At 56.4% G+C, this 13,690-nt stretch carries 12 protein-coding genes; 5 read left to right on the top strand and 7 right to left on the bottom strand.

Annotated elements, in window-relative coordinates; all coding sequences use genetic code 11:
* The first annotated feature begins 59 nt into the window (after window positions 1-59).
* The 3 genes from ACYVHC_RS11535 (at window position 60) to ACYVHC_RS11525 (ending at window position 3,101) form a co-directional block, all read left to right on the top strand.
* On the top strand, window positions 60-944 hold the full coding sequence (locus ACYVHC_RS11535; protein WP_460613860.1) for a class I SAM-dependent methyltransferase: 885 nt from the start codon (window positions 60-62) through the stop codon (window positions 942-944).
* Window positions 945-1,019: 75 nt separating this feature from the next.
* The gene (locus ACYVHC_RS11530) at window positions 1,020-1,979 is read left to right on the top strand and encodes a Ppx/GppA phosphatase family protein (RefSeq protein WP_460613859.1); all 960 of its coding nucleotides are present in this window, start codon (window positions 1,020-1,022) and stop codon (window positions 1,977-1,979) included.
* Between the two features lie 54 nt (window positions 1,980-2,033).
* Window positions 2,034-3,101 carry an Ldh family oxidoreductase gene (locus tag ACYVHC_RS11525; protein WP_460613858.1) on the top strand — a complete coding sequence of 356 codons (1,068 nt, stop codon included), beginning with the start codon at window positions 2,034-2,036 and terminating at the stop codon, window positions 3,099-3,101.
* A 135-nt stretch (window positions 3,102-3,236) separates the two neighbouring features.
* On the opposite strand, the gene ACYVHC_RS11520 is transcribed toward ACYVHC_RS11525, so the two are convergent.
* Window positions 3,237-4,067 carry a murein L,D-transpeptidase catalytic domain family protein gene (locus tag ACYVHC_RS11520; protein WP_460613857.1) on the bottom strand — a complete coding sequence of 277 codons (831 nt, stop codon included), beginning with the start codon at window positions 4,065-4,067 and terminating at the stop codon, window positions 3,237-3,239.
* Window positions 4,068-4,389: 322 nt separating this feature from the next.
* Here ACYVHC_RS11520 and ACYVHC_RS11515 point away from each other — a divergent pair, with 322 nt between their 5' ends.
* Window positions 4,390-6,753, top strand: a complete 2,364-nt coding sequence (locus ACYVHC_RS11515) for an alpha-amylase family glycosyl hydrolase (protein ID WP_460613856.1) — start codon at window positions 4,390-4,392, stop codon at window positions 6,751-6,753.
* Between the two features lie 67 nt (window positions 6,754-6,820).
* On the opposite strand, the gene ACYVHC_RS11510 is transcribed toward ACYVHC_RS11515, so the two are convergent.
* The 6 genes from ACYVHC_RS11510 to ACYVHC_RS11485 all read right to left on the bottom strand — a co-directional run bounded on the left by ACYVHC_RS11510 (window position 6,821) and on the right by ACYVHC_RS11485 (window position 11,284).
* Window positions 6,821-7,126 (bottom strand): heavy-metal-associated domain-containing protein, encoded by a 306-nt coding sequence (locus ACYVHC_RS11510; RefSeq protein ID WP_460613855.1) that lies wholly within the window; start codon window positions 7,124-7,126, stop codon window positions 6,821-6,823.
* A gap of 112 nt (window positions 7,127-7,238) precedes the next feature.
* Window positions 7,239-7,658 (bottom strand): CHRD domain-containing protein, encoded by a 420-nt coding sequence (locus ACYVHC_RS11505; protein WP_460613854.1) that lies wholly within the window; start codon window positions 7,656-7,658, stop codon window positions 7,239-7,241.
* A 64-nt stretch (window positions 7,659-7,722) separates the two neighbouring features.
* Complete coding sequence (locus tag ACYVHC_RS11500) at window positions 7,723-8,643, bottom strand: DUF5777 family beta-barrel protein (protein ID WP_460613853.1); 921 nt, start codon at window positions 8,641-8,643, stop codon at window positions 7,723-7,725.
* 59 nt (window positions 8,644-8,702) lie between these two features.
* The gene (locus ACYVHC_RS11495) at window positions 8,703-9,299 is read right to left on the bottom strand and encodes a YceI family protein (RefSeq protein ID WP_460613852.1); all 597 of its coding nucleotides are present in this window, start codon (window positions 9,297-9,299) and stop codon (window positions 8,703-8,705) included.
* Window positions 9,300-9,305: 6 nt separating this feature from the next.
* On the bottom strand, window positions 9,306-9,677 hold the full coding sequence (locus ACYVHC_RS11490; protein ID WP_460613851.1) for a hypothetical protein: 372 nt from the start codon (window positions 9,675-9,677) through the stop codon (window positions 9,306-9,308).
* Window positions 9,678-10,390: 713 nt separating this feature from the next.
* Entirely contained in the window at window positions 10,391-11,284 is an 894-nt protein-coding gene (locus ACYVHC_RS11485) for a murein L,D-transpeptidase catalytic domain family protein (protein ID WP_460613850.1), read from the bottom strand.
* A gap of 505 nt (window positions 11,285-11,789) precedes the next feature.
* Here ACYVHC_RS11485 and hscA point away from each other — a divergent pair.
* Complete coding sequence (gene hscA / locus ACYVHC_RS11480; protein ID WP_460613849.1) at window positions 11,790-13,649, top strand: Fe-S protein assembly chaperone HscA; 1,860 nt, start codon at window positions 11,790-11,792, stop codon at window positions 13,647-13,649.
* The last annotated feature ends 41 nt before the right edge of the window (window positions 13,650-13,690 follow it).

Genomic DNA, 13,690 nt, shown 5'->3' with positions numbered 1-13,690 from the left:
AACTGTGCCATCCCGTACCTTTGCCTGCCTGCCCCTGCGGGTAGCTTAAAGGTAGTTCTATGTACACGTTCCTCACCACCAGCCCCTGGGCCGACTACGAGCTGATCGACGCCGGCAACTTTGAGAAGCTGGAGCGCTTCGGCAAACACATTCTGGCTCGCCCCGAGCCCCAGGCCATCTGGGATCCGCACCTTTCCGCCGCGGAGTGGCAGCGCGCCAACGCCACGTTTACCCGCGAGAAAGGCAGCCAGGAGCGCGGCCAGTGGAAAATAAAGCCCGGCACGCCGGAGCAGTGGGTTATTGGCTACGAGCGGCCCAATGGACTGAAGCTGCGGTTTCGCCTGGGCATGTCGTCGTTTAAGCACGTGGGGCTGTTTCCGGAGCAGGACCCGAACTGGCAGTTCATTTATGAGCAAACCCGCAAGCGCCGCGCCGCTCAGCCGCGTGTGCTCAACCTGTTTGCCTACACCGGGGCTGCTACCCTTGCTGCCCGCGCTGCCGGCGCCGACGTTACGCACCTCGACTCGGTAAAGCAGGTGAACTTCTGGGCTCGTGAGAACATGGAAGCTTCCGGCCTTGATGGGGTGCGGTGGCTAGTGGAAGATGCCATGAAGTACGTGCGGCGCGAGGTAAAGCGCGGCAGTAAGTACCAGGGCCTCATCCTCGATCCGCCCGCGTACGGCCGCGGCCCGAACGGCGAGAAATGGCAGCTGGAAGATGAGCTGAACGAAATGCTCAAGCTCTGCAAGGAGCTTCTCGATCCGCAGGACCACTTCTTCCTGATTAACCTGTACTCCTTGGGCTTCTCAGCCCTCATTCTGGAAAACTTGGTGCACGAAATCTTCCCGGATGCGCGCCAGAACCGCGAAATCGGGGAAATTTATTTGCATGATGCCGCTGCCCGCAAGCTACCGCTCGGTACGTTCTGCCGGTTTGCTACGTAAGCGGGGCACCCTTCCTGTCATGACACTTTACGGTTAAGCTGCACCTAGGCGCAGCCTGACGCTATTACCTGCTGTATGTCGCATCCGCTTTCTCGTCATCGTCGCTTGGCCCTCATTGACATGGGCACCAATACGTTTCACCTGCTGATTGTGGAGCTGCCTGAGCCCCGCCATCAGGAGCCCGTAACGTTGCTGCGCACCAAAGTAGGCGTGAAGCTAGGCGAGGGCGGCATCAGCGCCGGTCACATTGCGCCCGAAGCCTACGCCCGGGCGTTGCATACGCTGGCTGGCTTTAAGGAGGAAATAGAGCTGCACGAGGTGACAGAAGTGCGCGCAACCGCTACTAGCGCCGTGCGCGTGGCCCAGAACGGCCCTGAACTGGTAAAAGACATTTTCGAGCAGACTGGCATTCAAGTGGAGGTAATCCCTGGCGACCGGGAGGCCGAGCTCATTGCCAAGGGCGTTCGGGAGGCCGTGCCACTGGGTACGGTGCCGCATTTGCTGATGGATATTGGTGGCGGCTCGGTGGAGTTCATCATTGCCAACGAAAGCACCATTTTCTGGAAACAAAGCTTCGAGATTGGTGCCCAGCGGCTACTCGATAAGTTTTTCACTGCCGACCCCCTACCCCCTCTCGCCGTGCAAACCCAGCAAGCATACCTGGCAGACGTATTGGCACCGCTCACGGCGGCCGTACGCCAGTGGAGCCCGGTGGCCCTGGTAGGCGCCAGCGGCACCTTCGATACGCTCTGCGACTTGCAAGCAGCCCGCACGGGCCACCCCGAACTGGTAGGCAAGCCTGCCCCAGCCACCGCTATTCCGCTGGAAAGCTTCCGACTAAGCTACGAGCAGTTCCTGGCCCTCGACCATGCCGGACGCCTAGCGCTGCCCGGCATGACACCACTGCGCGCCGATATGATTGTAGTAGCCTGCGTGCTAATTGACTATGTGCTGACCACATACGGCCTTACCACTATGCAGGCTTCAGCCTATGCCCTCAAAGAAGGTTTACTGGCTGAGTTACTAGGTCAGTAAACGCCTCAAGCCGCCCCTACCTCACGTCCTGACTTTGCCCAAGCTCCGTCCATAATGTCCACTGTCTTTCCCTATACTCAACTCTTCACTTTCACGGAAAGCGTTTTCAAACGCATTGGCTGCTCTGATGAAGATGCTACCCTCGCTACAGAAACCCTGCTTTCGGCTGACTTGCGAGGAGTGGACTCCCATGGCGTAGCTCGGCTCATTGGCTACATTCGGTTGTGGGAAGCCGGACGCATTAATGCCACGCCGAGGGTAGGCGTCACGTACGAAACACCGAGTACGGCCGTGGTAGATGGCGACGGTGGCCTAGGCCTGGTAGTAGGCCCCAAGGCCATGGAAGTAGCCATGGAGAAAGCGCGGCAGGTGGGTACGGGCTGGGTCTCAGTAAAGAACTCCAACCACTTTGGCATTGCCGGCTACCACGCCATGAAGGCCCTAGCGCACGACATGATTGGGGTGGCCATGACCAACGCCTCGCCGCTGGTGGCGCCCACGTATTCGCTGGAGCGGCTGCTGGGCACTAACCCTATCGCGGTAGCTGTGCCCGCCGGCGACCAGCCCGATTTCGTGCTGGATATGGCCACTACCACCGCCGCCAACGGCAAGCTCGAAATAGCCCAGCGTAAAAACCTACCTATCCCGAACGGCTGGGCCCAGAACGCCGATGGCTCAGGCTCAACGGATGCCAACGCCGTGAAAAATGGCGGGGCTCTGCTGCCACTTGGCGGCGCTACTGGTTCGCACAAAGGATATGGCCTAGGCGCTGTGGTGGATATTTTCTCGGCGGTACTGAGTGGTGCCAACTATGGGCCGTGGGTGCCACCGTTCGTGGCGTTTTTACAACCATCAGCCAACCCAGTGGGTGCCGGACTAGGTCACTTTTTCGGCGCTATGCGCGTCGACGCGTTCCGTCCGGCCGCCGAGTTTAAAGCCCACATGGATAACTGGATTACTACGTTTCGCTCTGCTCAGGCCATGGAGGGCAAGCACGTTCTTATCCCTGGCGACCCGGAGCGAACCATGGCCGAACACCGGTTGCTAGGTGGTATTCCCCTCCTAGAGCCCGTGATACAAGACCTGGAAACCGTAGGCGCCAAGTTCGGCGTGAAGCTCTAGCCCTGCCAGCTTCGAAAAGGTACTACGGGGTTTGAAAGCATTTGCTACCTAGTGCGGAAGCTCAAACCCAAAACAACAAAAAGCCCACCCGGTGATACCGGGTGGGCTTTTTCTATAGACTAGCCTGAAAGCCGCTTAAATCATCTGAGTATCATTGAGCAGCTTGCTCATGGCTACATCTTCGTTGAGGTATTTAGAAGAGTAGTTTTCATCGGGACCGTTGAGGAAGAGGCAGGTTTTGCCTTCCACGGCTCCAATGATGGCATCTTTCTCAGCCATAGGCAACGCGGGGCAGCCAAGGCTACGGCCCAACCGGCCGTACTGCTTAATAAAATCCTCACTCACGTAGTCGGCGCCGTGCATCACGACCGCCCGCGACAACGCATTGGTGTTGTAGCCTTCATCTACGCCTTTGAGCTTAAGCGAGCGGCCGTGCTTGCCAGTGTACTCGCCCTGCGTTACATAGAAGCCCAGGCTACTCATGTTCGACTCATTCTCATTAGAGAAGTTCGTAGCCATGTTCTCACCGGAGTTGTGACCGTGGGCCACCAACGTGTGAAACTTCACTTGCTTAGCGGCCAAGTCCAGCACCCACAAGCGCTTTTGCGTTGAGGGCAAGCTGAAATCTACTACCGTGAGCAGTTGCTTATCACCGAGCTTGTTTTCGTTTTCCAGGTTGAGGTAGCCGGTCATGGCTTTCTCAAACACCTCGTAGCGCAGGCCCTGCTGCTCCAGGCCTAAGTCGCGGTACAAGCCCTGCAGACGCTGGTCGAACAGCACAGCTTTCATCACGGCCGGTGACGGCAGGTTTAGTTCCGAACCTGTGGTAGCGGCCTTCGATTTGGTCACGGGGGCAGCCAGGGGGGTAGCCAAAAACAGGGAGGCTACAAACGGCAACACACGCCGGGCCATCCGACGGGCGCGGCGCTTGAGACGCTGGCGGCTAACTACACTCTGATTTTCCATCGACACAGGTTCTTTTCGTTTTCGAAAAAGCTTCCTGCCAAGCAGGAAACCTATTATATAAAGTCTATACGCGTTCGGCTTCAGTACAGATGCCTTGGCGTAACTTCATTGTTCAGGTTTTGAAACATAGCGCAAGGCTAATTGATTCATTCCGGCTCCATGAAAAATAAGTTACGCGTTCTGGAGCTCGAAAACAAATCTTGCACTCGCTCAAGAGTATTGCAATTTTCTTAGTTATCTTGAATCCCCATATTTTCTTGATAGCTGCCTTTTCCGGCAACTCGCCGCTCTTTTTTTCCCCAACCAATTCCCACTTTCTCTTATGCACATTTGTACATCCTGGATGCGCAAGCTCACTTTGGCCGCAGCCGCGCTGCTGGTTTTAGGAGGGCACCCCGCCAACGCCCAAAAGGTAGTTCTGCAAGGCTACTGGTGGGATTACTGGAACAGCAACTACCCTAATGGCTGGGCCAACTATATTGCTCAACTGGCTCCCCGCCTGAAGGCCATGGGCATTGATGCCGTGTGGCTCCCACCAAGCATCAAAAACGGGAACCAGGGCAATGGCTACTCGCCCTTCGACAACTACGACCTCGGCGACAAATACCAGAAAGGCTTCGTAGCTACTCGCCTCGGCACCAAAGATGAGCTGCTGCGGGCCGTGGCTATACTCCACGCCAATGGTATTGAAGTAGTACAGGATATCGTACTGAATCACAACGACGGTGCTGGCTCGCAAACCGGCGCGGGTGGCCAGGACCCTGCCGCTTGGGAAGATTACTCTACCAGCAAATACAAGAACTTCCGCTACGTAAGCTACTCCAAGCCTGCTACCACGGAAGATGCCGCCAACTACCTGGCCCGCAACGGCCGCTTTCCGAAGAATTGGCAGAACTTCAACCCCAACCCCGGCAACAACTCCACCTCCGGCGACTGGAACGCCGTGTACTTTGGGCCCGATGTGAGCTATTACAACGGTGCCTATGGGCAGAGCTCTAATGCCACCTTCAACCCTACCCAAAGCGCCGACTATATGCGCACCAACGTGCGCAACTGGCTGATTTGGTACAAGAAGCAGGTGGGCTTTGATGGCGTGCGGATGGATGCCGTAAAGCACTTCCCGGATGCCGCCAGCGAAGATTTCCTCTATAACCTGCAAAGCAACGCGGGCTGGGCTTCCGGAGGTGCTACCATGTATGCCGTGGGCGAATGGGTAGGCTCCGCGGGCCAGATGGACGGCTGGGTAAGCAACGTGCAAAACCGGGCCGGCACCTTCGACTTTTCATTGCGCAATGGCCTCTACAGCATCGTAAGCGGCGGCGGCAACTTCGACCTCGGCTCATTGCCTGGCTACCAGCAGGGGTCCAGAGTTTTTCTGATTAACGGACAGTATGTGCATCGCACCGTACCGTTTGTGAACAACCACGACACCTTCCGGCCTACTACCGATGCCAACGGTAACTACACCGGCTGGAATACCGGCTCGGAGCTGGCCCCTCATATTGACCCCTTCGATCCGCGCTTGTCCGCTACCTATGCGGCAGCTATGGCTATGGATGGCTCGCCCCAAATTTTCTTTGAAGACCTCTTCAACGTGGGCAATACCAGCAAACGGTTTTCGCACCAGCCCACTAGCACCACCGACCTGCCGCTGCGCGATGATATCAATAACCTGATTTGGTGCCACCAGAACCTGCGCTTTAAGGATGGCGCCTACAAAGTGCGGTATCAGGCCGCCGACCACCTAGTGATTGAGCGCGGCGCCAAGGCCATCATCGGCATCAACGACAACTTCTCGGTGTGGCAGAACAACACGGTTTCCTGTGATTTTGCCCCCGGCACGGTCTTGAAAGACTACTCGGGCGCTAACGGTACGGCCACCGTAACCGTCAGCAGCTCCCAGACGGTGAGCATCAATACGCCTCCTTGCAACGGCACCGCTACCAGCGGCCGTCGTGGCTACTCGGTGTGGGCACCTACCGGCATCGGGACCAACTACAACCGCGCCGCCATGGCCACCACCCAGGAATGGGAGCTGGCCGATGACCTCGGCGACTCGCACGCGTCATCGTTGAAGCAGGGCGGGCAACTACCGGCTTCCTCTACGGCGTACCGCACGGCGGGCCGGATTTACGTGGCCGCAGGCAAAGCCGTCACCTACACTCTCTTCCCTACCGATGCCACTCGCAGCCTGGCCGTGGAGCTGGTAAGCAGCACGGGCACCATCCTGACCAGCAAAACGGGCACCGGCAACCTCACGGGTACCTACACTCCCACCGCCGACGGCTGGATTACGCTGCGCGCCAAAAACGCCGTGAGCACCAACCCAGCCCAGCGGGCCTTCATCAAAGCCACTTACACGGCCCCAACCGTGATATCGACCACGGCCATGCGCGAAAACACTGTGCTGGCCACGATGCAGCCTGCTATGGCTGGGGCGGACCTAACGGTATACCCGAACCCAACCAACTCCGACCGCATTGATGTGGTGCTTCAGTCGCCGCAGGACCTGACGGCTACCATGCGCCTGCTGGACCTAACGGGCCGCTTGGTGCATGAGCAGTCGGTGCGTTTGTACCCGGGCTCTACGGAGCGCCGCCTCACGGTGAACCGCGCGCTGCCAGCGGGTATCTATCAGCTGCAGGTGCCGGAGTTGGGCCTCAGCCGGAAGGTAGTAGTCAAGTAACCGCTTGGCATTAGTTAACAAAAAAGCCCTGTCAGATATCTGACAGGGCTTTTTTTTATTGTAGGGTCTAGTCGTGGCCGGGTGCTGTGCCGGACGCCGGGGCCGGATGCGTTACTTTAAACACGCCTCCTACGGAAAGTACCCGTTCAATTTCCTCAGCGGTAATGTCTTCCTTGTGAAAATGCACCGTTGCCACCTGGGTTTTGGCATCGATAACGCAGGCTGCTACCCCTGGCAAACCGCTAAGCTGTTGCTGTACAGTGGCTACCTGCACCGGATCTTGTAGGCCCGCTACTTGTAGCTGCAGCATCTGCACGGCGCGTGCATCGTTGCCGAAGCGAAGCTTATTCCAGCCAGCCCAGGCTACTAGCATGCCAAGTAATAGCAAGGCTGTTTGTCCCAATCGTTTCAGTTTCACTGCCTACAGACGAGTTAGCCTAACGCTTGAACATCGAGACTTAGCTAGCGCGCCCACGTATCAGCAGTTATTGTACCGTGATGTTGCCGCGAATTTCGCCGCTGGTGTAGGCCTGCGTGTGCAGGTTTACATAGGTTTCGCCGGCTAGCAGCTTGGCACCATCAGCCTCCGACAGAGTAGCCGTGCCGGTGATAGGCGAGGTGGCTACGCTGCTGAAGGGCACAATAACGCCTCCATTTACACCGGGCGCTGCCTGATGAATATGGCCCGCCAACGGGGTCAGGCCGGTGTAAGTAACGGTGTAGGTTAGTACGCGCGTGGTTTTATCGTAAGAGCCCGACATGGTACCGGTTGCGGTAGAAGGCGTAGGCGCTACCTGCTGCTGGCCATTAATGGTAGCCTTGAGCTGCACTACATTAGAAGCTGGCGCGGCCGTGGTGTCATCGTCTTTGCACGCCGAAAAAGCGGCGGAACCAAGCAAGGACAAAAAGAGAAGGGTAGTTTTTGCGTTCATCAATGAAACGAAATGAAAAAATCAATAATGGAAATGACTATTTGCGGAATCCCTCTTTCGGCCGGATAGTGAAGTTGCGGTTCACGTTAAAGCCGAAGTAGATGTCGCCTTTAAAGAAGTTGCCGCGGGTATTGGCCACGAAGAACTTTTCAATCATGCCCTGGGAGTTGGTCACGTGCAGCTGGAAAATGTGCCCGCCCGTTTCAATATCCACCCCTACTGCCAACGCATTGCGGACGCCGGTGGGTCTGGCGCTGGGCAGCATGTAGTAATATTCTGCGTTCAGGGAGGTGCGCTTGGTTAGCTTCTGGCGCCCGCCAATTCCTACTGCGTACACATCATTTGGCTCGGTAGTGGCTTCCACCGAGTTCCGGTGAATCAGCGTCGGCATGAGCTGCAGGGAAAGATCAGGGCTGAACTTACGGGCTATCAGGGCCTGATAAGAGAGCGACAAGCGACGCGTAAAATTCATGGCCGGGTCGTCGCTGCGGAGTGTATTCACGGCCGAGCTGGCAAATAGCGTCACGCTTACGGGCATGGCCTTGGGTCCGGTGCTCTGGCGCAGGGCCCGGTATTTCACGAAGCCGTCGAGCGTTTTCTCCAGGGAGCTGCGGCCTATCCCGATTTCCAGTTGGTCGGTTAAGGCGTATTCCAGCCCTAGGCGGATGCTAGCCTGATCAAGCCCGAAAAAGTTGTAGGCACCGCTGTTAAGCGTACCAAATCGGTGCGAAATCAGGAACACCATGGTGCCCTGCCCGGGCGTTTGAACGGTGTGCCCATTTATCAGGCGGGTACTTTTAAACGTAGCCTCTACCAGGGAAGGAGTTGTCGGAGGCGCCTGGTTGTCGAGCTCACCCAGCAAATCATCCTGAGCAAGGGTTGGCGTGGCCCAGAAGGCTAGTAGCACACCCAGCAACAAAGCCAATCGGCTCGAGAAGGGAGTAAATGTTGTTGACATAAAAAAGGGAAAGTCAGCTAAAGGCGGCACACCGGTACTCCGGTGCCGTTTGCTGGATACTAAGGCTTGTGAATGGTAAGCTGGCCAACCGGCTCGCAACTGAGCGTGACCTTGATGCCGACTACTTTAGCAATGTTTTCGCGCACCAACAGCGGAATCTCAATGCCATAATCGGCCGGCGCTACACTGAAATAGGCGTTTACCAGCAACACACCTTTCTGCTGCTCTAGGGCGCCCGTAACGGTCAGGTGCTTGGTTACGCCGTGAATGGTAAGGTCGCCTTCCACGGAAACCCGCTGCGACTCGCCGCGGGCCAGCGCGTCGGCATCGAAATTCAGCACCTTCCCCCGAAACGTGGATTTGGGAAAGCGCTCCGACTCCATGTAGTTCTCGTTGAAGTGCTCCTGCATGAGGGTGCGCTTAAACTGAAACGACTTGATGGGCACGCTGAACGCCAGTTGCTGGGTTTGCAGATCAATGATGGCCGCGGCTTGCTCAGTGCGGGCCTCAATATCCTCGATGATGCTGGTGGAAAAGAAGCTGACGTTTCCCTTCTGGGTGGTGTATTTGGCTTGAGCCAGCCCGATGGTAATATCACCGATCAGTAGCAGGAGCCCACACAAGGCAATGCGCGCACGAAAATTCAGGCTTCGCATTGTCCGTTAATTGTTAGGTGCACCGGCGTCTACCCATTTCTGCAGCAAGTCAATGTCGCAGTCAGAGAGCTTGTTGCCACCATCAGGCATGGGGTTGTAACCGGGCAGGTGCTTTACGTTGCCCATTAGCTGGCCCGAGCGAACGTACTTCTGGATAACCGAGAAATCCTCTAGGTTCACTCCACCCGTCAGCAGTACCGGGTTATGGCAGCTGCGACAGTTGCGGTCCAGCAACGGAGAAATAGATACGCTATAGGAAACTACTGCGGGAGTAGTGCACACAACCCGCGGCGAACCTATTTCATCGGCATTGTTATAGGCGCAGCCACTAAGCAACAGGCTAAGTAACGCACCATAAAGAGTACAACGTTTTACCATGAGCAAATAGAACTAGGGTGGAACAGCATATGGACGCACCTACTTCCCTTGTACCCGAAGGACACGGCAAGCATAGCAGCCCCCTCGCTGAGCGGGTCTATGAATAATTCAATTGTGAGTGGCAAGCCGCACCAGAATGATATTGCTACATACAATACCAGACACGACGAACTATGTTTCAGATCGGGAAAAATATTTTTAGCTTGTTATCCGCTGATATACTGCCCTGTGGGCACTTATTACCCTCGGCAACCGCAATACATGCCTGTTAGTGAAAAAGTTAGCCCTTTGCACTATTTACTACCTGGTTGGATATACAGGCAACGACAGCATATTCTTGGGATTCATTCTGGTACTAAAAATTCCCATAATGAGCCTCAAAACTAACTGCAGCCCAATGCCCGCCCTAATAATTTCCAAGCTATTAGGTGAACTATACAAATTGCCCGTTGAAGTATAATTTTACCCCGTTCAATTGGGCAAATTTTGCATTATTCTTATTCTATTAATAAATTAAAATATAACTTGTTCAACTATAGATAACCACAACCTAATCAGCTATATACACCTACCCTTCATAAGTAATTTCCAGCCCTACTGTTAGTTTTTTACATTTTATAAAATAAATATTTTCACACCTTCCATTCAAATGGTACAACCGCGCCAGCACTAGGCTCTTCTCAAGCCCGAACCCGGAATAGCGCACTACAGGCTTACTGCCATCCATGCGCCTGGAACCGAGTAGCGGCAACCGCACCGTCAAGCCATTTTGATTCCAGTCCGGGTCCGCTCAGGTACAGACAGGCGCCCTCCCCTACCGTCCGGATGATGGCCCGGTACTGATCGGGGGGTAGCGCCGGGCAGCCCCGGCTGTATCCAAGCTGGCCGTTGCGCTGCAGGTATTCCTGGCTTACATAGTCGGCGGCGTGTAGCACTACGTAGCGCCGCTGCGCATTATCATTCAGGCCGGGGTCGAGGCCGCGCAGCCGGCGCGAAAGGCCATGGCTGCCCTGATACGTATCCTGCGTGCGGTAAAAGCCCAGGGAAGTGCACGCTGATTTCATAACGTTGGAAAAGCGCCGGGCGCGTAGCTTTCCCGAGCCGCGCCCGTGCGCCACATGGCTGTGCTGCAGTACCTGGCCCGCACGCAAATCCAGCACCCAGAAACGCTTTTGGGTGGAGGGCAAATCCATATCTACCACGGCCAGAATACCAGGCTGGCTTACTTTGCCCGTCTTCCGCAAGTTCAGGTACCCCACGCAGGCCCGCTCCAGTACCTCTAAGCGTAAGCCAGCCGCAGCTTCTCCGAGGCGGGAGTGCAACGCCTGTACGGCTAGGTGTACAGAATCGGGCAACCCGGCCAGCGGCGACACCGGCGTCAGGCGCAAGGAGTCGGGCAGTTCAACAGCGGGTGCGGCGTTAGTGGCAGCAGGCAACGCCACGGCGCTGTATTGCCCGGGCCGGCTGCCTGCCACGGTAGTTTCGCCGATGGAGGACTGACACGCCGTGAACACTCCCACTAGGCCAGGCAACACGGCCAACCGTGCCAGCCGTCGCAACGAACCAAGGCGATAACTACTGGATGACAGGGGTAGCGGTACGGGCATAGCACACAACACGGTTCGGCCCGAAAGTCCGCATTTCAGCTTCCCGATACAAGTGTTGGCTGATCTGTTGGCCGATAAAATCAACCTAGCAGCGGAAACAGCAGCGCTGCCTGCGCTGAAAAGATAGCCGGACTCACCCAGGGCCCGACTATCTACCCACCGTCACAGGCTGGCGCGTCATGGGAAACCGCCAGTCTTGCAGTAGTGAGTTTGCTCAGTACGTTGCGCATGCGTTACTCACTAGCTAACAGAATACTACCCCTGCTGGCAGGCCAAAGCCCACCCAGGATAAGAACACTAGCTACGCAGTGAGGTTAGCGCGCGGTTTGTACTAGGCATAATCTTATACGCAACCGGTTTGGCCCACTGCGGAGCCTAGTCAGGTTTGCCTGCTTTCCGCGGTTTTGTTCCTTACTTTTGTGCCTTTCAGCTAGCGGGCTGGTTATAGAAGCCAACGCTTACGTTTTCGCACTTCTTCGGCGCGCTCTGGCGTGCCTTTCTGCTTATGGCCAAAGTTGCAATCAACCTCTCCACCGGGAGTATTCAACAAGAAGAAATTATTGTCGGGATTGACTTGGGCACTACCAACTCCCTAGTAGCCTACATCCATCCGGACGGCCGCCAGCCCCTTGCTATCAATGACCAGGGCCGGGGCACCATTGTGCCTTCCGTGGTGTACTTTCCGCCCTCCGGCGACGCGCCGCTGGTTGGCAATGAGGCCAAGGAATATCTGCTCTCTGATCCGCAAAACACGATTTACTCAGTGAAGCGCTTGCTGGGCAAATCGTATCAAGACCTAGGCCAGCACGCCGAAGCGCTGGGCTATAAGGTGATTGATGATAACTCCGAAGGGCTGGTAAAAATCCGGGTCGGCGACAAATTCTACTCGCCCATTGAGCTTTCGGCGGAAATCCTGAAGGAGCTGCGTGCCCGCGCCGAGCACGCCCTCAAGACGCCCGTAAACAAGGCTGTTATTACGGTGCCAGCGTACTTCAACGACTCTCAGCGCCAAGCCACCCGCGATGCCGGCCGGCTGGCCGGGCTAGAAGTGCTGCGCATTGTAAACGAACCCACGGCGGCGGCGCTGGCTTACGGCATTGGCCTTTCGCCGGAAGAGGAAAAGACGGTGGCCGTGTACGACCTGGGCGGCGGAACCTTCGATATCAGCATTCTGCACCTGCACCAAGGCATTTTCGAGGTTCTGAGCACCAACGGCGACACGTATCTGGGCGGCGATGACCTAGACCGCGCCATTTCCGACTACTGGACCAGTGAGTACCAGCTGGCGACAGTACTGTTCCAGAATGGTCCGGCGCAGCAGCAGTTGCGCCTGTTAGCCGAGCAAGCCAAGCGCCACCTCAGCAACAACGAAGCATTTGAGGCCGAATTCGGCGACACGCGCCTGCCACTCACCAAAACCAAGTTCAATGAGCTGGTGCAGCCGCTGGTAGAGCGCACCATTGCCTCCTGCCGCCTAGCGTTGGCTGATGCCAAGCTTACGCCGCAGGACCTCGATGCCGTGCTGCTGGTAGGTGGCTCCACCCGTGTACCGTTGGTGTACGATTCGGTGTCGGAGTTTTTCAAGCAGCCCGCCAACAGCTCGCTGAATCCTGATGAGGTGGTAGCGCTAGGGGCCGCCATTCAGGCCGACATTCTGGCTGGTAACCGCCGCGACGTGCTGCTGCTGGATGTTACGCCGCTCACGCTAGGCATCGAAACCTTGGGAGGCCTGATGGACCCAATTATTCCGCGTAACTCCAAAATCCCGACCAAGGCGGGACGGCAGTACACTACTTCCGTTGATGGCCAAGTAAACCTCAAAATCTCGGTGTATCAGGGCGAGCGGGACCTAGTAAAAGAAAACCGCAAGCTGGCCGAGTTCGACCTGAAAGGTATTCCGGCCATGCCCGCCGGTTTGCCAAAAGTAGACGTGAACTTCATCCTGAACGCCGATGGCATTCTGAAAGTAGAAGCCATTGAACTGCGCTCCAACACGAGGCAAGCCGTGGAGATAAAGCCTCAGTATGGCCTTACCGATGAGCAGGTAGAGCAAATGCTGATGGACTCCATGACCCACGCCCGCGAGGATATTGCGGCCCGCATGGTGATTGAAGCCCGCACCGTGGCCGAGCAGATGCTGTATCAAGTGGAGCGCTTTGTAGCGAAAAACGGGCAACACCTCACGAAAGAGGAAATCAGCCAAACGCAAGCCGGCGTAGCGAACCTGAAACAGGCCCTCACTACCCAAGAAAAAGACCCCATCCTGAAAGCCGTAGACGAGCTGGAAGAACTCACGCGGCCTTTCGCAGAACGTGTAATGAACATTTCCATCAGTCAGGCTATGGCTGGTAAGAAAATCGAGTAATTAGAAGCCTGTCTGGTAATGGAGCCAGGCTACCTTGTTGT

The organism is Hymenobacter seoulensis (assembly GCF_054780535.1).
The sequence above is the reverse complement of the archived record's forward strand: the minus strand, read 5'-3'. Positions and strand labels throughout refer to the sequence as shown.